This is a genomic window from Leptolyngbya sp. NK1-12 (genome assembly GCF_032598965.1).
In the GTDB taxonomy this organism is placed as follows: domain Bacteria; phylum Cyanobacteriota; class Cyanobacteriia; order Elainellales; family Elainellaceae; genus Elainella.
In genome coordinates, this window is sequence record NZ_CP053586.1 from 4,857,997 (window position 1) to 4,878,297 (window position 20,301).

Annotated in this window: 13 protein-coding genes; 8 read left to right on the forward strand and 5 right to left on the reverse strand. The window is 52.1% G+C overall.

The window, feature by feature from the left end; genetic code table 11:
* The first annotated feature begins 139 nt into the window (after positions 1-139).
* Positions 140-982, forward strand: coding sequence for a metallophosphoesterase (locus HJG54_RS20690; protein WP_316431114.1), 843 nt, complete (start codon positions 140-142; stop codon positions 980-982).
* Positions 983-1,046: 64 nt separating this feature from the next.
* Here the strand turns inward: HJG54_RS20690 and HJG54_RS20695 are convergent, their stop codons facing one another.
* The gene (locus tag HJG54_RS20695) at positions 1,047-3,383 is read right to left on the reverse strand and encodes a GumC family protein (RefSeq protein WP_316431115.1); all 2,337 of its coding nucleotides are present in this window, start codon (positions 3,381-3,383) and stop codon (positions 1,047-1,049) included.
* Positions 3,384-3,781: 398 nt separating this feature from the next.
* The gene (locus HJG54_RS20700; RefSeq protein ID WP_316431117.1) at positions 3,782-5,218 is read right to left on the reverse strand and encodes a polysaccharide biosynthesis/export family protein; all 1,437 of its coding nucleotides are present in this window, start codon (positions 5,216-5,218) and stop codon (positions 3,782-3,784) included.
* 774 nt (positions 5,219-5,992) lie between these two features.
* Here HJG54_RS20700 and HJG54_RS20705 point away from each other — a divergent pair.
* The gene (locus HJG54_RS20705; RefSeq protein WP_316431118.1) at positions 5,993-8,422 is read left to right on the forward strand and encodes a single-stranded-DNA-specific exonuclease RecJ; all 2,430 of its coding nucleotides are present in this window, start codon (positions 5,993-5,995) and stop codon (positions 8,420-8,422) included.
* Between the two features lie 2 nt (positions 8,423-8,424).
* Here HJG54_RS20705 and HJG54_RS20710 read toward each other — a convergent pair whose 3' ends face one another.
* A complete protein-coding gene (locus tag HJG54_RS20710) occupies positions 8,425-8,754 on the reverse strand; it encodes a DUF4870 domain-containing protein (protein WP_316431119.1) in 330 nt (109 codons plus the stop codon).
* A gap of 237 nt (positions 8,755-8,991) precedes the next feature.
* Between HJG54_RS20710 and HJG54_RS20715 the strand changes: the two genes are divergently transcribed.
* From HJG54_RS20715 to HJG54_RS20730, 4 genes are all read left to right on the forward strand, one after another.
* Positions 8,992-10,416 carry an aldehyde dehydrogenase gene (locus HJG54_RS20715; RefSeq protein ID WP_316431120.1) on the forward strand — a complete coding sequence of 475 codons (1,425 nt, stop codon included), beginning with the start codon at positions 8,992-8,994 and terminating at the stop codon, positions 10,414-10,416.
* A gap of 110 nt (positions 10,417-10,526) precedes the next feature.
* On the forward strand, positions 10,527-10,841 hold the full coding sequence (gene grxC, locus HJG54_RS20720) for a glutaredoxin 3 (protein WP_316431121.1): 315 nt from the start codon (positions 10,527-10,529) through the stop codon (positions 10,839-10,841).
* Between the two features lies 1 nt (position 10,842).
* A complete protein-coding gene (gene tadA / locus HJG54_RS20725) occupies positions 10,843-11,364 on the forward strand; it encodes a tRNA adenosine(34) deaminase TadA (protein ID WP_316431122.1) in 522 nt (173 codons plus the stop codon).
* A gap of 115 nt (positions 11,365-11,479) precedes the next feature.
* The gene (locus HJG54_RS20730; RefSeq protein ID WP_051924825.1) at positions 11,480-12,886 is read left to right on the forward strand and encodes a GTP-binding protein; all 1,407 of its coding nucleotides are present in this window, start codon (positions 11,480-11,482) and stop codon (positions 12,884-12,886) included.
* Positions 12,887-13,433: 547 nt separating this feature from the next.
* Here HJG54_RS20730 and HJG54_RS20735 read toward each other — a convergent pair.
* Positions 13,434-14,288: a peptidoglycan-binding domain-containing protein gene (locus HJG54_RS20735; protein ID WP_316431123.1), complete on the reverse strand. Its 855-nt coding sequence runs from the start codon at positions 14,286-14,288 to the stop codon at positions 13,434-13,436.
* A 467-nt stretch (positions 14,289-14,755) separates the two neighbouring features.
* Here HJG54_RS20735 and HJG54_RS20740 point away from each other — a divergent pair, with 467 nt between their 5' ends.
* Positions 14,756-15,772 (forward strand): ADP-ribosylglycohydrolase family protein, encoded by a 1,017-nt coding sequence (locus HJG54_RS20740; protein ID WP_316431124.1) that lies wholly within the window; start codon positions 14,756-14,758, stop codon positions 15,770-15,772.
* A gap of 307 nt (positions 15,773-16,079) precedes the next feature.
* Positions 16,080-18,608 (forward strand): HD family phosphohydrolase, encoded by a 2,529-nt coding sequence (locus HJG54_RS20745; RefSeq protein ID WP_316431125.1) that lies wholly within the window; start codon positions 16,080-16,082, stop codon positions 18,606-18,608.
* A 130-nt stretch (positions 18,609-18,738) separates the two neighbouring features.
* On the opposite strand, the gene HJG54_RS20750 is transcribed toward HJG54_RS20745, so the two are convergent.
* Complete coding sequence (locus HJG54_RS20750; protein WP_316431126.1) at positions 18,739-19,929, reverse strand: outer membrane protein; 1,191 nt, start codon at positions 19,927-19,929, stop codon at positions 18,739-18,741.
* Positions 19,930-20,301 lie beyond the last annotated feature (372 nt).

Consider the following 20,301-nt stretch of genomic DNA (forward strand, 5'->3'; position numbering starts at 1 on the left):
ATTCGACTGAGCTGTTGGTTTGGGTAGCTTCACCGGAATTGACGACCCAGAATTTAACAGCCGAATGTTGCGACGATAACACCCTATGTGAGATTGCCTTTTGGTAGGCTGGGGTGGTTTCTCAGGAAAGATTGATGCTATGCACAAGCTACTGTCGGGTGGATTGAGCGTCGAGCAGATCACGGTTGCCATTGCCGGTCTGCCATCCTCTTTGGAAGGAACTAAACTGGTTCAGCTCTCTGATTTACACTTCGACGGTTTGCGTCTGTCTGAGGCAATGCTAACCCAAGTCATTGAGGTGAGTAACGCCATCCAACCCGATTTAGTCGCTTTGACGGGAGATTATGTCACTGACGATCCAACGCCTGCCCCTGAGCTAGCTCAACGGCTGCAAACATTGCAGAGTCGCTTGGGTACCTATGCAGTTTTAGGGAATCATGACATATGCCCTGCGGGCGCGCGTGCCCAGGTAACAGCAGCCTTTGAAGCAGCGGGGATCCAAGTCCTGTGGAATCAAATTGCCTATCCATTTGGCACCGGGTTGCCCGTGGTCGGTTTAGCAGACTTTTGGTCGAAAGAGTTTGATCCAACGGTGCTGAACCAACTCAATCCGGACATTCCACGTCTAGTGCTCTCCCACAACCCAGATACAGCCGCACCTTTGCAGCGATGGCGAGTGGATCTACAGCTTTCAGGCCATACGCACGGCGGCCAGGTAGTAATCCCGGGGCTAGGGCCATTGCCAACCTGGTACCAAGCCTTTCGACGATACGTTCCCAAATCTTGGCGGCCTTGGATTCCCTACATGCGGGAAGACTGTTATAAAGTCGTGCGCCATTGGCAGTGGGCACAAGGCCTACATCGGGTGGGCGAAAATTGGCTCTATGTCAATCGCGGTTTAGGAACCTACCTGCCTGGTCGCTTGTTCTGTCCGCCTGAGCTGACGGTGATTACACTGACTGCTGGCCCCCCAGCCCGATAGCTGCTTCTAGCTGAAGTCAAGTTGTCTGGATGTCTTGCCAATCAGCAGCCAGACATCAAGAATTTCAAGCGTCCAGAGCAGAGCCGTCTCGACGCGCTTGCAGCAGATTTTGGTTATAGCGAGTGTAAGCATTGCTGCTGGGGCTGTTGTGCTCCCGCAGATAGTTGGCGACCATGCTGACATTAGCGATTCGCAGGCTCATCAGTTTATTGAGAACGCGCTCAACCGCCGTTCGATTGGTTTTGTTCGCCGCTACCACCATCAGCACCTCATCCACCTGGGTCGTGAGGAAGCTAGCATCGGTCAGGCCAAACAGATGAGGCGTGTCATAGATGACCAGATCAAACATGCTCTGAAACTTTTCCATCAGATACTTCATTTGATCTGAACCGAGCAGGCGGGCCGAACCAGGCATCGAAGAGCCTGCCGTCAGAACAAATAAATTCTCGGCCAGCGGCGACCGTTGAAGCATTTCTTCGGGATTCGCATCACCGGTCAACAAATCGCTTAAACCCTTAGAATTGCGCAGATCCAATCGGGTATGGATCTGGGGTAAACGCAGGTTTGTATCCACCAACAGCACGCGCTGACCGGTGCCCGCTGCCGTCTGAGCTAGGTAAAGCGCGACCGTTGTCTTACCATCTCCAGGCTCGGCAGAGCAGACCATGAGGGAACGAATCGGTGGATCGGCCAAGCGGATATTAGAGTAGAGATCGCTAAAGGCTTCCCGGAATGAGGCGGTTTCTAGGCGACTATCCTCAAAGTCACCGCCACCGAAGCTGGAGGGGAATTCTAGCGATTGCTTTGCGCCCCTCGAGAAAGGAATAACCCCAATCAAGGGCAGCTTTATCGCCTCTTGCAAATCCTCAACTGTGTAGAAGACATTGCGATAGCGCTCCAGCAGTAGCGCCAGCAAGGTTCCTAGCAGTAAACCTAGGGCGGCCCCAGCAATCATCAAGTTCGAGGCTTTCGTAGGTTCGGGGACTGGATTGCCTTCCGCATCGCGCGGAATCAGCGGTTCTGATACCATTTCCCATGGCACTTCGGTCTGGGCTGCTTCGACCCGCAGGGTTTCGCGCTGCGTCTGCAAGCGATTCAAGGTTTGGGTCGCAATTTCTAATTCTCTGGTCAGATCCGTATACTGACGGGAAATCGCGGGAAATTGCTGAAAACGACGATCAAACGCTTGACGAGCCTGAGCAATTTCTCGATTTCGTACTTCCAAAACGCGAATCTGGTTGCCAGCTTCAACCATCTGGTTAATTAAACCAATCCGGACTGAGTTCTGGAACGCCTGCACCTGAGGGTTGCCAGAACCACCAGGCAGGCTTTGGCCGACAATTTGCTGAGCGCGCTGAGATAACAGATTAGAGACGTTCCTTTGCCGTTCCCGCAGGGACCGCACCACCGGGCTATCATCATTGAAACGAGCTGATTCAACGGCAAGCTGGCGATCAATTTCGACCAAGTTTTGCTGTAAGGTCTGGTAGGTTGGGTCTTCACTGAGAGCCGAGGCGGCAATCCCTTCTTCAGGAGTCAGCTCTAACTGGCGCTGGAGACTGTTGTAGAGCGCCCGCTGTTCCTGTAATTCCCGTTGGGTAGCCAACTGCTGCGTCGTAATCTCGTTAATGTTAGTAGAGAGCTGATCGCCCTGGGATGCTGGGCTAATCAAGTCATACTGCTGTTGCAGACGCTGAAGCTCATCCTGAATGCTGTTCACTCGCTGCTGGGCTTCTGGTAACTGGTCGTCGATAAACTTGATACCTTCGCCAAAGCGAGTTTTGCGTTCTTCCAAGCTGTAGCGCAGATAGCGATCGGCCGTCACCTTCAGAACATGCTGAACCAGTTCTGGGTTGGGATCCTCGTAGGTTACCTTGATGATACGCGTCGCGTCCGGAGCGTTCTCTGGTACCAATCGCTGCACCTTCAGCCCTGCCCGCAGCTGATCGTAGGTGAATTCAGGGTACTGGGTTTTCACCTCCTGCACAATTGAGGTCAACATGCTGGGGCTTTGTAGAATCTCAATTTGGGTTGAATAGTCCAGCGTAAACACATCGCCCGATGGAATGTTGTCGCCCTGGGTGCGGGTAACTGTCAAGGGGTCAGTAACACGAGCAGCGTTGGAGACCGGTTCAACCAGCAACTGGAAGTTTCCTTCGTAGACGGGGCGAATCTTCATCGCTTGAAAACCGGCGGCAACAGCCACAACGGTAGCGACCCCGGCAATCAACAAGGCTTGTCGCTGAATCGTTCGGCCTAGGGAACGCAGATTTAATCCTCGATTGGGGGCATTGTCCAGGTCATCAACGTCGGGCGGGGCTAACTGCACAACTGGTCTCCCCCGCACCATAGGCGCTGATGCTTGAGCCGCTGATGCTTGAGTGGTTTGTTCAATCTCCATGTTGACCTCTGTGTAGCTTAACTAACCCGACTTAGAGAAGTAGAAGTAATAGAGTGCCGCGACACCTGGCTGAAGCTGCAAAAACCACCAGCAAAGTCTTCTCGCTTAGAGAAAAAGTATGCCCAGACTGCTGGGATCAGTATCTCTATAATATGGGTGCTTGGTATCATTCAACCCTGCCTCTTTCGCAACCTGCGCCTATCTAGTGTTTATCATGATCATTCATTCACTAAAGATGCACCCGATCTCTTATTGTTGGACCTGATATTAGACCTGATGGTAGAACAAAACCGAAACGATTAGAAAAACGATCTTTTGCGTTTGTGGTCTGTAGTTGAGCAATAAATCAATTAATCATTTAGCACCTGTTTGCTCGTCATTAGCTGTCAGTTATTCAGTTATTCGTCGCCAATCTCAGTAATTGTGTTGATTGTGCCAAAGATGGTGTTGAAAATACCAAAGAATCGATCAAACGGGTCTAAAACGCTGTTGAGATTGTCAGAGAATACAGCGTTGCCGTTGCGGCTGACGATGATTGTGTCAAAGTCTCGCAAAGCTGGGTTGGTCTGATCGTTGATGCCAGCCGCCAAGTCCACATCAACGGTGCGTCGAATTGCAGTGCCATTCGGGCTGAGGCGCACTAGCTCAACTTTGCTAGTTCGAGCACGAGGCCGTTGGAAACCGCCCGCTGCAAGCAAGGCTTGATTCATGGGCGTATTGGGGGATACCTCAATTACCCCAGGATTGGACACTTCTCCAATCACATTGACCCGAATCGTTTCTGGCGAGAGGTTAGCCGAGCCGAGCACAAGCGCTTCGCTCTCATTGAGGGTGGTTGCTGTAGGAATTACAATCGCGTCGCGGTCGCGCAACCGGATATCCTGATTCAGCTCACCGGTCCGCAGCAGTTCCCAGAGGTTGACATCGATAATTTCTAACGAACCATCGGTCAAAGGTCGACGCACCTGAACCCGGCGCAAATCTGCAAATTGAGTAATCCCACCTGCGGCTTGCAGGGCTTTGGTGACTGTGGGCCATTGATTGGTGACACCTCCACCAGCACCGCCTGCTTCTACCAAAATGCGGTTGTCGGTCGCGCCTTCTGGGCTAATCACATAGGCTCCAGGACGTTTCACTTCACCGGCCACGCTAATGCGTAGGGAGCGGGTTTCGATCAAGCTGACGGTTACAAGCGGATTCCGAATAAACCGGGCATAAGCCTGACTGATTGCTTGTTCTGCTTGCTGAAGCGTTAATCCTTGTACCTTGACCGGCCCAGCCCAAATTAGATTGATCGTGCCATCGAGCTGAACGATGTAGCGGCCTGCGGTCGCGCCGCTGAGTTCGGGTACATCAAAGATATCGATTTGAATCTGATCGCTGGGGCCCAGGGTGTAGGCTTCTTCAAAGGGGAAGGCCGAAGTGGGAGGTGGAACAATCGTTCGGTTCGGCAGGGAAGGGGTAAGAATCACACCCCGGCGCGGTGACGATTGGGTGGGTGCACCAGAAGGCGGTACCTGAGACTGGGTAATTTGAGCCGGTTGGGCGTGAGGCTGAGCTGGTTCGGAAGTTGAATGAGTTGAGTTGGCTAGAGACGATGCAACAACTGTCTTCTGAGGCTGCTGTGCGGCGTTAGCTGCCTGAGAGACTGCCCAAGCCAAGGGAGTTAAAAGGGCTGACAATACTGCTGCTGCCATCACTGAGCGCGTAGCTCCACAGAGTTGATTGGTGGCACAAAGCAACACTTTGGACGATTTATTGGACGATTTAGATTGAGAGAAACTGAGAAGTTGAGTACGCTGAGCCGACTGAACCTTCGTTGTTACGCGCATCATTCGTTGGTTGCTAGTGAGTGCTACTAGTTGGTGCTAACGGGTAATTCTAGAAATCAAACAGAAACTTTAAACAAACAGAGAAAGGTAGGTAGTGGTTTCTACGGTCACAAATTCCATTGCTTTCCTGTTCCACCTGATAAATCCATTGATCCGGAAGCCTTTATGAAAGTTCCACAGACGCATGTAATCAAACAAACAACTAGAGAAATTTGAACCTAAAAGCAATCGGGCTGAATGGCAGGTAAATTCCTCTGGCTAAAAGAACTGCAAGGAGCACAAGCAGGTGTTCAAGGTCAATCTCAGCCCATAGCAACCGGGCATAGTTGGATTAAACCTTTGGGTCAAACCTTCGGGTCAACCTGGGTGTAGGCAGGTCATAGGCCAGACTATCCATCCAAACTATCATAAGTTTTCGCTGAAACAGCGAAAAATCAGCTGCTACTCCCAGGTTTCACAACTCAGCACAGTTTCTTATTCAAAACTTTGTAAAAAGCGGTCCAAGCAACGGTACTTCCACTAAATTCTGTCTAAACTTGTTCTTTGAGTATCCTCTGGAAGGGAAAAAAGCTCATCCCGATCCTGCTTCAAGCCAATCCCGTCTAGCCAATTCGGTTAGAGACATTTGTACTTAATATTTAGATGCTGCCGCTAGAGTAGAAAGGCAAGCGTATCAAATCAAGTTATTCAAACTAGAGGCAGGCAAACTAGAGGCAATTAAGCAATGGGTGAGCCTAGAGTAGACAGGCTTGAATTGAGCTGAGGCTGAGGTCAATCATGCTGGAATCATCGGGGTGGCAGGTTCAGCCCACAACACAAGTGCCAGACTGGCTATTGGAAACTATTCGTCCGTATTTGCCAGAATCTTCTGGAAGCCACGCGGCTCAGCTACTGTGGCAACGAGGCATTCGCCAACCTGAGCAGTTACCTGGATTTATTGATCCTCGCTGCTATCAACCCACCAGTCCGTTTGCCTTTGGACTAGAAATGGAGTGGGCGATTGCTCGGTTACAGAAAGCACGACAAGCTGCCGAAAAAGTCGTGATCTGGGGAGATTTTGACGCCGATGGGATCACGGCCACGGCAGTGCTTTGGGAAGGGTTAGGAGAGTTCTTGCCAGCCGATTGTCTTTCCTACGTAATTCCCAATCGGTTAACAGAGTCGCATGGCTTGTCTGAAACCAGAATTGCTGAGTTGGCAGCGGCGGGTTGTTCCTTAATCGTCACTTGCGATACGGGTAGCGCTAATCTAGCCGAACTTCTCTATGCCCAGCGTTTAGGAATTGATGTGATTATCACAGATCACCACACGTTACCTCCAGAGCGCCCGCCCGTCACGGCCATTTTGAATCCTCGCACCTTGCCTCCAAGTCACCCCTTGGCCCATTTGTCTGGAGTAGCTGTGGCCTACAAACTAGTGGAAGCACTCTACCTGACGCTACCCGATGTTCCAACGCGGCCCTTAACGGCACTGCTAGATTTGGTCGCAATTGGCTTGATTGCCGATCTGGTCATGCTGACAGGTGACTGTCGCTATTTGGCACAGCTAGGAATTACCTACCTGCAAAAAAATCAAGACCCAATCAACCCACCCCGACCTGGAATTGCCAAATTGCTGGAGCTATGCCGACGTAGTGGTGATCGTCCCACGGATATTGCGTTTGGCTTGGGGCCGCGGATTAACGCAATTAGCCGGATTCGGGGAGATGCCCACTTCTGTGTAGAATTGCTCACGAGCCAAGACCGAGAACGCTGCCACCAGCTTGCCGTTGAAACCGAGCTGGCTAATGCTCGTCGTCGAGTGCTTCAGCGTCAGGTTGGGCAACAGGTGAAAGACAAAATCGCTCAACTCGATTTGTCTACCACCCAGGTGATTGTTTTAGCCGATCCACAGTGGTCGGTGGGCGTGCTGGGGCTAGTGGCAGGGCAAATTGCTCAAGAATATGGGCGACCAACTATATTGTTGAGCACTGAAGAATCGAGTAGGGAAGGATTGAGCAGCGAGCCGGGTGCAGAGTTAGATTTTGAGCTAGATATCGATCAGAGCACAGAGCAACCAGAATCAGCGACAAGAGTTCTATTAGTGCGGGGTTCGGCTCGGTCGGTGCACTCGATCGACCTCTATGCCCTCTTGCAACAGCAGGCTCACTTGCTGCATCGCTTTGGGGGCCATCCGTATGCCTTGGGATTAAGTTTGCCGGTCGAGAATATTCCTCTGCTCACTCAGGCAGTGAATCAGCATCTGCGGTTGTCAAACGCGGGAGTCGTCGCTAAGCCACCCATGCAAGCAGATCTAGTTGTTAGCGTGGCAGAGTTGGGGTCCGCGCTGTTTCAAGAGTTGAAATTACTAGAGCCATACGGCATCGGTAATCCTACTCCCAAGCTGCTGATCCGCAACTGCTGGTTTACCAAGCCCTGGCACCGCAAGCTGCAAGACCTCCAGGGTCGCAAGCTGGAGTATATTAAAACCGAATTTACGATCTGCGATGATACCCATCCTGAAGGGTTCCCCGGCGTTTGGTGGGGACATTACAAAGATGAACTACCGGTCGGCTGCTGTGATGCGATTGTGGAATTAGATTTCAACAGCTACGAAGATGGCAAGCGCAAAAGACGCTACGAAGTTCGTTTAGTGGCTGTCAGAACCAGTCAGGCGAGCATTCTCTCAGGTGACAGGGAAGTTCAACCTATCCTGGACTGGCGTGGCCAGAGGCAGCACCCAAGCGAGTCGGTTGTGCTGGTTTCAATTTGTCCTAGCAGTTGGGCAGAACTCTTTTCCTGGATGCGGCAAGCGCAAAGCTCGCAACGTCCGCTAGCGTTGGCCTATGCAGCTCCGGTCATGCAACCCGCAGACGAGATCTGGCAGCAGTTGCTCAATATGGCCAAAGAACTGAACCGCAGCACTACTCTCACTGCCTATGAGCCGCTCCAGAACCAGCTAGGTATCGGCAGGCAATCGCTGGAGCTAGGGTTAGTCGCACTGAAATCGATCGGGTTTGCTGTGATTAAAACTCCATCGGGTTTGAAAATAGGGGACCAACCCACAGCAACGGCACCCTCAGAGGCAGCAATCGAGGCGATCGAGCAATTTCTTAGTGCAGTGCGGCAAGAGCAGTTTATGCAACAGTTTTTCTACCAGGTGCCGCTGACTACTCTTGAGGCCGCTATTGTCCAGGAGAGAGGAATTGAGGCTGGAGTCCTGCCTTAGGGCTAGAAAATTCGCAGCAAAAAGGGATAACGGTAGGGTTGATCTGGATTGCTCAAAACCTTGACAATCGCAATAATCGGCAGAACGAAACTGGCAATGCCAAGCAGAATTAATAACGGGATGCCAATACCAATAAAAACTAGCAGTCCAAAAATAGCGCCGTAGATGTAAAGGTTAATATGGAAATTAAGCGATTCCAACGCATTAGCCTTAACAACTGGATCATTGTTGATCAGCAAAATCGCAATCGGGATGCCGATCGAGACCAAAAGCGAGCTAAAGAAAATCGCTCCATGAGAGAGGGCTGAAAAGAGTTTGCGCTGTTCATTCATAGGGTAGGCTATCCTCGACTGCTGGACCGTTTAATCCATGCTAACCATTTGCAATTAGGTTCGAGCAGATCAACTAAACAGCTATTAGACATCCGAATCGTCCGATTTCGCGTATTGCTTTATGGATTGTCTATAGCTGTCTGGTCTTGGCGCTACCCCTACAAAGGGTATAGTTCTGAACATTGTCAAAATTAACAATTGTTAAGAAAGTAGAAGAGTTGCTTAAGGGAGATTTTCATGGTTCAGGTCACTACTAACGTCATTCCAACCGGCACTACAACTGGTCCAGACTCCAGCACAGACTCGATCTCAGCCATTGTTCACCGACAGCGGACCTTTTTTGCAACTGGCCAAACCCAATCGGTTGAGTTCCGCCTCACCCAGCTCAAAGCCCTGAAACAAGCAATTCTCGATCACGAAGCGGCGATCCTAGAGGCGCTAAAAGCCGATTTGCATAAGCCAGAGCTAGAAGCCTATCTGACCGAGATTGGAGTGATCAAAGAAATCAATTACGTAATCAAGCATTTGCGAGCTTGGGCCAAACCCAAGTCGGTCGCAGTGCCCTTGGATCAGTTTCCTGCTAGGGGCCGGATCTATCCAGAGCCGCTTGGTGTGGTGCTGATTATTGGCCCTTGGAATTATCCGTTTCAATTGATGATTGCCCCCTTGGTAGGAGCGATAGCAGCAGGTAACTGTGCGTTGCTGAAGCCTTCAGAACTCGCTCCTCAAACCTCGCGAATCTTGGCACAGCTAATTGCCCAAACCTTTGATCCAACCTATATTGCGGTAGTGGAAGGCGGTATGGAGGTAAGCCAAGCGGTGCTGGCCGAAAAGTTTGACCATATTTTCTTTACCGGCGGTACGGCAATCGGCAAGATTGTGATGCGGGCTGCTGCCAATCACCTCACTCCAGTAACGCTGGAACTGGGAGGCAAAAGTCCTTGTATCGTCGATTCCGATATTCAGGTTGAGTATGCTGCCCGGCGGATTGTTTGGGGCAAATTTCTCAACGCTGGACAAACCTGTATTGCACCCGATTACCTGCTGGTGGATCGTCGCATTAAGCCGGCTCTGCTGACAGCAATGCAAACCGCAGTGCAAGAATTTTATGGCGATCCGGCCCAAAGCCCTGACTATGGCCGCATTATCAACGACAGACACTTCACTCGCCTGGCTCACCTGCTCAACGATGGGAAGATTCTAGTTGGTGGTCAAACCAACCCAGACGAACGCTACATTGCCCCCACAATTCTTGATTCAGTACCGCTGGATGCAACCGTGATGCAGGAGGAAATTTTTGGCCCGATCCTGCCGGTAATCGAGTACGACCAGATTGAAGAAGCCATTGCCCTGGTTACTGCTAAGCCCAAACCGCTAGCGCTCTATATTTTCTCCCGCAATAAGCAATTTCAAGATCGGATTCTGGCCCAAACTTCCTCTGGTGGCGTCTGTATCAACGACACGATTATGCACATTGCTCCTTCGAGCTTACCGTTTGGCGGCGTTGGCGACAGCGGCATTGGTAGCTACCACGGCAAAGCCAGCTTTGATACTTTCTCGCACTACAAGAGCGTGTTGGTAAAAAATTTCTGGTTTGACCTGAAATGGCGCTATGCTCCCTATGCAGGCAAACTGGAACTGTTCAAGCGGCTCATCGACTAGAAGACAAATTTTAGAAGACAAATTTGGGACTGGGCCGTCTTCTAAAATATTCAGCAGTTGCTGTTTTGCACAAGCTGAGTTTAGAGCCACATTCAAAGCCCAATTCAACTATGCTGAACGTCTTAAATTCACTGCTGGGCCGTCATCCCGAAACCGTGAAAGCCAAGGTAGAAATCTACACCTGGCAAACTTGCCCCTACTGCATTCGCGCCAAAATGCTGCTGCGCTGGAAAGGTGTGAACTTCACGGAATATAAAATTGACGGCGATGGGGCAGCCCGCGTCAAAATGGCGGAACGAGCCAACGGACGCCGCACGGTGCCGCAGATTTTTATCAACGGCCAGCATGTGGGAGGGTGTGATGACCTCTATGCCCTCGACCGCCAGGGCAAACTAGATCCGCTGTTGATCCAAGAACCGGCCTAAGATGCGGCCTCCCATCCCACCTCCGGCGGTTGATCATCCCGACTATCTGCGGCACTACCACTGGATGAAGCAGGCGATCGAACTGGCTGCCGCTGCCGCTGCCGCTGGAGAAGTTCCGGTGGGTGCTCTAGTAGTCAATCTCGAAAATCAGCTGATTGCCGAGGCCGAGAATCGTCGCGAGCGGGACCACGACCCAACGGCTCATGCAGAAATCTTGGCGCTGAGGGCAGCTGGGCAGGCACTCAAGAGCTGGCGGCTGGACACCTGCACGCTTTACGTAACGCTGGAACCCTGCCCTATGTGTAGCGGAGCCATGATTCAAGCGCGGTTGGGCCTACTCGTGTACGGAGCCGACGATCCTAAAGCCGGAGCGGTGCGAACAGTGCTGAACTTGCCAGACAGCGTCTGCTCTAATCACCGGCTGACCGTGATCGGCGGTATTCTGGAGTTGCCCTGTCGGCAACAGCTCCAAGACTGGTTTGCTCAGCGTCGAGCTGCTTCAAACTCACGGCGACCGAACTGATCCCTACCAAAAGCCGAACCTGACCGTACTATCAGGCTGCCTCAGTCCTGCGCCACAATTAAGGTGATTCTCATCAAGGGGAATTCTGGTTCCTGCTGTCCTACCTGCTATCATCATGCCTAACGGTTTTTCCGACAAAGGTGTCTCTGCCGGAGCACCAACCAATCTGCAAGATCTCCATTTCGGCCGTGCCCGGTCAAGCCTAAAACAAGCGCTGAATCGCTACACACAGCAGATAAAGTATCGCGGTAAACGCCATGCCGACGCGGTAGAGCTACAGGCCACGCTGAAAATTGACTGCGATCGGCTATCGTCCACGCTAGAAAAACTCGATCAGGGACTGATTCGGATTGCGGTGTTTGGGCTGGTCAGTCGTGGTAAATCGGCGGTAATCAATGCCTTGTTGGGGCAAAAGATCTTGCAAACTGGCCCGTTGCATGGTGTCACCCAATATCCCCGCTCGGTGTATTGGTCGGCTGCTAACGGGCAGGTGCAGATTGAGCTAATTGACACCCCCGGACTGGATGAAGTGGGTGGCGAGAGTCGGGCCAGCATGGCGCGAGAAGTAGCAGAACAGGCGGATCTGATTCTGTTTGTGGTAGCTGGAGACATCACCCGCACGGAATATCAGGCATTGAGCCAACTGCAAACCGCTCGTAAACCGCTGATTCTGGTATTCAACAAAGTTGACCTCTATCCAGATCAGGACCGCCAGAGCATTTACCGCAAATTAGAAATGCTGTTTGCTGCCGATCGGCTTTCGTCTGAGCGCCCGCTGCTGGCTCCTGAGGATATTGTGTTGGTAGCCGCCGAACCAGCTCCAATGGAAGTGCGAGTTGAATGGGAAGATGGCCGCGTCACGCACGAGTGGGAAGCGCCACCCCCGCAGATTGATGAATTAAAGCAAAAATTATTAGAGATTTTGAATCGAGAAGGCAAATCGCTGTTGGCCCTAAACGCCCTACGGCAAGCGCGTGAAACCGAGGCTAACCTGGCTCGTAAAACCTTGAAGCTGCACCGCGCCGAAGCAGAAAACCTGATTTGGCAGTTTGCCAAATGGAAAGCCATCGCGGTCGCCGCCAATCCGATTGCTGGCCTCGATTTACTGGGCGGTGCCGTTACCGATTTGGTGCTGATTCGGGAATTAGCGAAGCTCTACGGATTGCCCATCACCAACCACGAAGCCGGTAAACTGCTGCGGTCGATTTTGTGGAGTTCGGGAAGTTTGCTCGTGGGTGAAGTCGGCAGTGGCTTACTGTTTGGAGCAGGCAAGAGCGCGGCAGCCGTAGCTACAGCATTTGACAGCTTTTCTGGCATCCTAGCCTACAGCAGTGCGGCAGTGGCTCAAGCCAGCTTGGCGGGCTATGGCTCCTATCGAGTGGGCAAGGCTACGCAGGTCTATCTTGAACAGGGTTGCACCTGGGGACCACAAGGCGCGGATACCGTAATTCAAGAAATTCTGCAACAGGTCGATGCTAAAACTGTGATTCACCGATTGCGGCGCGAGTTAGAAGGCCAGTAGTTTAGGGATGGGTAGACGAGTGGATGAGTCTGCGCGAGTGCTCAATCAAGCACCCCGGCAAGCGGCGTATAGGCAATGCTAGAAAATGCCCGCTTACCCCCCTTTTAAAACCCAATGGGTCTGGCAAACAGTTGCCAGACCCTCAAAACATTGGAGTTGTTCGTTCAGTTTTGAACTTGTCTTGACCTAAATAAACTACGGGTGGACATGAACCCACAACACCTTATCTACCGGTTAGATCGAGCCTGTCTCTTTAGGAGACTATAGAGCTTTTGTGGTGCGTGCCCTCATGCTTCAGGAGGTAAAGAAACTTAGGCATTAGGCTTAACGCAATCTCACTTACATGTATTAGGCAGGTCTTCCTCTGTAGTCTAGTGCTGCGCCAGATTAACAGCGGGAGGCACAAGGCTTTAATCTGGGGGTTTGGTTGATTTATGTTTCGCTTGTTTGTGCCTAATTTCAAAATAGCACCACCCCAATAATCCGCAAGCACCTGTTTATCAAACTTGGCATTCATTAACCAAAGTTCATTTTGAGCAGAGATTTCTTAATTCTGACCGAGGAGAACCGCCCAGGTTGCTGGTCCCACAATTCCGTCCGGCTCTAGGTTATAGCGACGCTGGACTTCTTGTACCGCCAATTCTGTTTCGGTGCCAAACACGCCATCCACAGCTCCATTGAACAAACCAATTGCTTTGAGTCGTTCCTGCAACTGGGTTACTGCGGCTCCCTCCATGCCAAGGCGCAAAATTGGCTGCTCGGCTGGAAGTGCTGCGGTTGGGGTAGGGGTAGCCGGAGCCGGAGCCGCAGATGGAGGAGTTCCAGGGGACGTCCCAGTTGTGGAAGGAGTGAGGATAGGGGTGGCAGGGGCAACGGGAGGAGCTGGAGTGGGGCTGGGAGTGGGCGAATTGCCCGGAGGAGCCGGAGGAGCAGCAGTTGGGGCAGCAGTTGGGGCAGCGGCTGTGGTCGGGGCTACGGGAGCAGGAGCAGCGGCTGTGGTCGGAGTGATGGCGGGAGCAGCCGGCAGGAGGCGGCTCCAGGTCTCTGTACCTACAATGCCATCAGGTTGTAATCCAGCAGCTTGTTGAAAGGCAGAGACAGCAGTAGCAGTGCTTTCTTGGTAGCGACCGTCTAGATCGCCAGAGTAATAACCTAACAGCTTCAGGAGGGCCTGTAGCTCTAGAACGGCTGCTCCCTGGCTGCCCAGCTCTAGGATGGGCCGGGGGTTTGATATATCTATGGCGGTGTCAGCAGGATTAGCAGGGTCAATAGCATCAGTTGCGCCTGGTTCCGTGTTGGCTTCTTGACCGGCAAGGGGCAACGGGATCAACCCAATAGTGAGGCTGCTGGCCAGGGCAATGGCGCTGAGGCGATGGCGGCTTAACCATAGAGTGATGGCCATCGTCCTGGCTGGTTGGTTGGATGCCGACGCCTGTAATCTCGATAATGTTTGTAATGCCGGTGATGCTGGTAAAGAGTCCATCAGTGGGGATCGGCAACGAGTCAGATAGCGGTTCACGGCCCTAAATCCTTTCAACATGACATGGACGATATGGACGATAGCGATAATAGCCAAAGATAGCTGCTAAAACGGTCATTGGCTGTGCGGTAGCTAAATACCTATCTGAAAACTCTGACGAGTTTTTGAATTTCAAAACCTCTTCAAGATTTTCGGATAGACTCTAAAGGCACGCTACACGGACAAAACCTGACGAGGCAGGTGGCAAATCCTCAACTTTTCCCCAACTTTAAGGAGTCTGCGTAGGTGGACTTGGCCCTAGTAGTCGCGATTTTAACCGCCAGCTTTTCCAACAACTCTCCAGAGACTTTACTACAAGACGGGTTCAAACCTAAGCATCTTCATCTTCTATGCGTGATTCTCTTTTAAGTCGATTTCGAGCTGCGTTTTGGGGAGCTTGGCTTGGTGAAGCCATCGGGGCACAGAGGTGGAAGCAGCCAGCTCTACAGCCAATTTGGGGTGAGGCTTTCACCCAGGCAGAAATGAACCCGCCACCCACTACGAGCAATCAGGATAGAAAGTTGGCTGGAACAGGGCTACTGATTGCTCAAACTGAACGATTGCTAGCCGAGCCTCATCTACCAGCAGAGCTAGACCTAGCATGGCTTAATGCACAGCCGAGTACTCCCACCGAGTGGGTGATGGCGACCTTGCCGCTGGCGTTGCTCTACCACGACCAGCCTGCTGTTCTACAGACCGCTCTCCAAACCGCTCTCCGCATAACTCCAGAAACCGCTTCACAACAGCTCGAAGCACCGCTTAATCAGGCGGCAATAGCTATGGCCATTACAGGACAGACCATTTCGCTGCTATTACGGGAGCGATTTGTGCCTCAGGAGTTGATTTTGCAGGTGATGCAAGACCTAGAATTGTCGTCTGATACAGTGCTGAGCCAGCAGTTAGGGCAAGCGTTGATGCAGGTTCAAGCTTGGCTGGAGCGACCAACATCTCTGGCAACGGTTTCCGACTGGATCAGGTCCGTCGCTGCTGAGTCAAATCTGCGTGATGTTTTGCCGATTATCTTGGCACTTTACAGCATCTTGAGCACTCCTGATAGCTGGCGGCTGTCTCTGGCCCGTCTAGTTCAGTTGTCCTACCCAACCCCAGCAGCAAAAGTTGGCTCCTGCACTCTGGCTGGAGCACTCTCCGGACTGTATAACGGGCTGAGTGGGCTACCGCTGGTCGAGCGGGGTGAATTGCTGGCAACTGGAAACAGCGTTGCAAAAGCTGACCTGTTGCAATTAGCCGATCACCTGCTGGCTCGGTGGTCAGGTGCGGCCCAGCCGGAGCACTGGCTGAAACAGCCTGAATTTGCTAACCTTACCGCAGCGCCTCGCGTGATTCGTTCCATGCGTTCGTCAAGATGATTTGAGCTGATGGATTTGGAGATGCCCCCGGCAGATTTAAGTTCGAATTAGTAGCTCGGATATACTGTTAATGAATTATTGAATTATCAAGAGCTGTAGCTCGAATGAGGGGTCTAGAGAGGAGTTCCACTCCGAGTCAGCGAGTCAGTTGGCTAGTGAGTTAGCTAGCGGGGCGCAAGCTGCAATGGCTGACAACAAACGCGATATGCTTCACTGCAACTAGGGCAACGCTAATGATGTCAGAACTCTCAACACAAGTCGTCTTACCAGAAGTCTGTGTTCTTCATCAAACCGTCTGGTGCAGCCCATGAAATCTTTGCGATTGTTGACCCGGCGGCTAGTGCAATGGCAGCGGACCTTTCCTTCGCCTGCTTCCAGGACACTATTGCGTCAGCTTTATCGGCAGGTCTATCAGCAAGTGGCTGCCCAAACACAACAGGCTGGCCGATTAGTGCGGATCTACCTCAAACCCAAAGCCTTTTTGAGGCTAATTTGCCAGCCTCGCCGCTTGCGTAAGGGTGCCTCCGATCGCGTCCAGCGCCCGCTGCTGCTGCTGATTGCGATTGTGTCGCTGACCAGTGCGATTGGCTACCGTTTCTATAATGAACCACAGTTGGGCACTGACCGGATTGCGCCCCAAACCCTGCGGGCACCCGCCTCCGCCAGGGTGATCGATACAAAAACGACTGAAATGAACCGCAAAGCAGCACGAGTAGCGGCAGTGCCCGTTTTAATGATCGATCAGGCGGCTAATCAGGATATCTATCGCTCGCTGCAACGGTTGCTGGAGCGGGGAGATGAGTTGCGAGAACAGGCAGGTGCTTTTCCCTTTATTGACACGTCTGTGCTGTCCACTGCCACGCAACAGTATCTGCGACAAACCGAAGAATGGAATTGGCGCATCGCGATTGCCGCCATTGATGGGGTAGGAGTGACACCACCCGTACCCGCGCCGCCGCCCGTTCCCCCAGCTGAGCAGAACAATGGGTCTACCAATGCCTCCCTGCAAGTGGCGGTGATTGAGCTACAAAACTATCGTCGGACTGCTTCTCTAGAAGATTTCTCAGCCTTAACGGATGTGATTTTGCGGGCGCGAGAACGCTATGCCGCAACTGTTGCCGATCTAGCGGCTGACAAACCTGAAGAGGCTGGATTCTACGATGTCAGCTTGCTGAATCTGACCGATGCCGAATGGCAAAAAACCCGCGCCACAATCCGAACTTCACTAGAGCAAATGCTGAGCCAGGGAATTGCCCCAGGTTTACCAGACAAAATTTTGGAAACGGCGATTCAAAATCAACTGACCGACCTTTCGCCAGCCAGTGCGCCGATCGCCACCCGTCTCCTAATGACCGTACTCAAGCCCAATTTGGTGCAAGATCCGGTCCAAACCAAGCTGAGAGCTGAGCAGGCCGCCCAAGCGGTGGAGAATGTAGTCGTCGAAATTGAGCGGGGTGAGGTAATTGTCCAGGCTGGAGAGCGAATTACCCAAGAAGATTTTGTCTTACTCGATTATTTTGGCTTGAGCCGTCGCCGGATCAACTGGTGGGGGTTGTTTGGCTTTAGCAGCTTGATTGCCGCAGGTGTGACCCTATTTTGGGTAGTAGAGCGCCGTTCCCATCCAGGCTTACGGGGACGAGATTACTGCCTGGTCTTGCTGTTGACCTTGACGGCCCCCCTGGTAGTAGCTCTAAACCTGCCCTCGATGAATTTGCCGGCGATTGGCCTGCTGGTGGGCAGCTTCTATGGTTCGGCCTTGGGCATCACCACGGTTGGCTTACTTAGCTTGATTTTGCCAATCGGCATGGAGGTGGCTTGGACCAATTTGCTGGCTAGTGCAGCGGCAGGCTTATTAGGGGCAGGCATGGCTGGCCAACTGCGCTCGCGGGAAGAACTGGCAATGTTGGGTGGAGCGGTTGGTCTGACGCAGGGTGTAGTGTATCTAGTGCTTAGTCTCATGCTCAGTACGGCCACCACAACCGTTTGGTATGTAGTTCTGACCACAGCAGCCGTCCAGAGCTTGATGGGGCTTTCCTGGAGCATTATTGCCCTGGGGTTGAGTCCCTATATGGAACGCTTGTTTGACCTAGTGACGCCCATTCGATTAGCTGAGCTTTCGAATCCCAACCGTCCGATGCTGAAACGGCTAGCGTCTGAAGCACCCGGCACCTTTCAGCACACGTTGTTTGTAGCAACCCTGGCAGAGGCAGCCGCGCGGGCTTTGGGGTGTAATGTGGAGTTGGTACGGGCTGGCACGTTATATCACGACATTGGTAAAATGCACGATCCGTTAGGCTTCATCGAAAACCAGATGGGTGGCCCCAACAAGCACGACGAGATTAACAACCCCTGGCTGAGTGCAGCCATTATTAAAAAACACGTTAGTGAAGGGCTGGTGATGGCCCGTAGATGTCGGCTGCCCAAGGCGGTGCAAGCCTTTATTCCAGAACATCAGGGTACGATGCCAATCAGCTATTTCTACCATCAGGCCCTGGAACAGGCCAAGACCGATCCGACCTTGCAGGTGGACGAAGCCGATTTTCGCTACAGTGGACCGATTCCCCAATCGCGCGAAACCGGGATCGTGATGTTGGCCGATTCCTGTGAAGCTGCTCTGCGTTCGCTCAAAGATGCGACCCCCGAAGATGCCTTGGCAATGGTGAATCGAATTCTGCGCGCCCGCTGGCAAGATCACCAACTGATCGACTCTGGCCTTTCCCGCGCCGAGATGGGCTGCATCGCCGAAATCTTTGTTCAGGTTTGGCAACAGTTTAACCATCAGCGGATTCCTTATCCGAAAGCGGCGCTGGGTTCGCAGGGGGGAAGTAGGGAGTAGGGGGAGTAGGGGGAGTAGGGGGAGTAGGGGGTAGAGGGTAGGGGGTAGGGGTAGGGGTAGGAGATCAATGTGAGCGCACTGCCTCGATGGGACTGGAAAATTGGCCGCAGGGAAGATGGGGGAGATGGGTTTAGAAATGGAATATGGCACTTAGCTGTAGGCCATTTTGACGTACTTCTAATCTGGTGCGCGCGAATCCTTCTCCATCTTCGAAGTCAAAACTACTGAAGTGATAGGCTAGCCGCAGGGATGCGAGACGAGAGAGGCGATATTGCACACCAGCTAGTAGATTCCAGGTCCAGTTTTCATCGGCACCGATGTTGAATCCAGATACATCGCCCCGCAATCCCAGCATCCAACGCTCAGACAGTCCTAGTCCAAGTTCGGCTCCAACTAAAGGTGAGACCAGAGTTTTAGAGTAGCGAAAGGTGCGATCGATGGGCGGCAGCACGTCATCCGCAATCGGCAGGTTTTCAATCCGGATAGTGTCAACTTCAATGGTTTGCCGCAAAAAGTTGGTTCGCACGCCTAGGATGGGGGCAAATAGGAAACGAGGATAAACCATTTCTTCCGGTGATTTATCCAAGGCTGTATCCACTACCCGATAGGATACTGCGGCATCTACTGTGATCTGGCGAACTGACACCTCGCCACTGGCAGATACTCGGACAGGGGTATTTAATCCAATCTGGCGTCCAAGCCCTACAATTTCTTGAACTTGTTCGGGATCAAACCGTTGAATAAACCGTTGTAGTCTTTCGGGGTTAAACTGTTGAACAAACTGTTCTACTCTTCCGGGAGCGACCTGTCGAGCAAATTGGAGCAGGCTTCCAGCAGCAAACGTCCCCCCCAATCTTCTACTATCTTCACCGTACACATAAAAACCATCTAGAATGATGCCCCAGCGGTTGTGCTGTGCTTCTAACCGCAAGCCAGCATCAAAGACGCGATCCAGGTTCAAAATATCGTCTAATCCTAAATTAAGGGAGGTACTCCGCCCATCTATGGTTATATCGGTCTGAATATCAAAGGGAATGAAGAAATAAGGTTCTACTGAAAATTGCCAGCGGCCGTTGGATAAAGGATTAGATAAGGATTCAGTTTCGGCAGGTTGGGCCACCGGTTCGGCTTGAGCAAGAGGATTGGAGGGAAAGGGTTGCTCCGTAGGCTCAAGACTGGTCAACTCAACTGCAGAACCAGGAGGTTCAAGCTCATCCACTTGAACAGGATCGGGTGGAGAACTGGGTTCAATGGCAACAGATTCAGGAGATTGAGTGACGGGTTGAGTAGGTGAATCGTCAGTCTGTCTCAGAGGTTGCACCAGATCAACGGGGTCTTCTGCTTCTGATATAGCAAATGATATAGCAAAACCTTCTATGGCAGCGTGATGCGGCCCTTCTGGAAAGGTAATTTCCTCAAAAGCAACCTCATCAACAGTAGCAATCCTGAAGTTCTGACTGGAAAACTCTGAGAAAAGATCCGGTAAAGGCTCTGAATTGAGCAGGGAATCAAGCTCAGAGGTGGGGGTTTGAGAAGCATGCAGAACAGGGGAATGTGCTTCTGCTCGTACAGGCAACCCTAAAAGGACAATCGCAATTGATAGAATGCTGCTCGCACATAACCCAAGCGGCCTCAATAGTAGGTAATCAAATCCACTCCAATACTTTTTAGCGGTTGAGTTTACTTGATTGAG

Bases quoted from the DNA above. Each gene is read 5' to 3' on its own strand.
- HJG54_RS20690 (WP_316431114.1), top strand. From the start codon at position 140: ATGCACAAGCTACTGTCGGGTGGATTGAGCGTCGAGCAGATCACGGTT.
- HJG54_RS20695 (WP_316431115.1), bottom strand. From the start codon at position 3,383: ATGGAGATTGAACAAACCACTCAAGCATCAGCGGCTCAAGCATCAGCG.
- HJG54_RS20700 (WP_316431117.1), bottom strand. From the start codon at position 5,218: ATGATGCGCGTAACAACGAAGGTTCAGTCGGCTCAGCGTACTCAACTT.
- HJG54_RS20705 (WP_316431118.1), top strand. From the start codon at position 5,993: ATGCTGGAATCATCGGGGTGGCAGGTTCAGCCCACAACACAAGTGCCA.
- HJG54_RS20710 (WP_316431119.1), bottom strand. From the start codon at position 8,754: ATGAATGAACAGCGCAAACTCTTTTCAGCCCTCTCTCATGGAGCGATT.
- HJG54_RS20715 (WP_316431120.1), top strand. From the start codon at position 8,992: ATGGTTCAGGTCACTACTAACGTCATTCCAACCGGCACTACAACTGGT.
- grxC (WP_316431121.1), top strand. From the start codon at position 10,527: ATGCTGAACGTCTTAAATTCACTGCTGGGCCGTCATCCCGAAACCGTG.
- tadA (WP_316431122.1), top strand. From the start codon at position 10,843: ATGCGGCCTCCCATCCCACCTCCGGCGGTTGATCATCCCGACTATCTG.
- HJG54_RS20730 (WP_051924825.1), top strand. From the start codon at position 11,480: ATGCCTAACGGTTTTTCCGACAAAGGTGTCTCTGCCGGAGCACCAACC.
- HJG54_RS20735 (WP_316431123.1), bottom strand. From the start codon at position 14,288: ATGGCCATCACTCTATGGTTAAGCCGCCATCGCCTCAGCGCCATTGCC.
- HJG54_RS20740 (WP_316431124.1), top strand. From the start codon at position 14,756: ATGCGTGATTCTCTTTTAAGTCGATTTCGAGCTGCGTTTTGGGGAGCT.
- HJG54_RS20745 (WP_316431125.1), top strand. From the start codon at position 16,080: ATGAAATCTTTGCGATTGTTGACCCGGCGGCTAGTGCAATGGCAGCGG.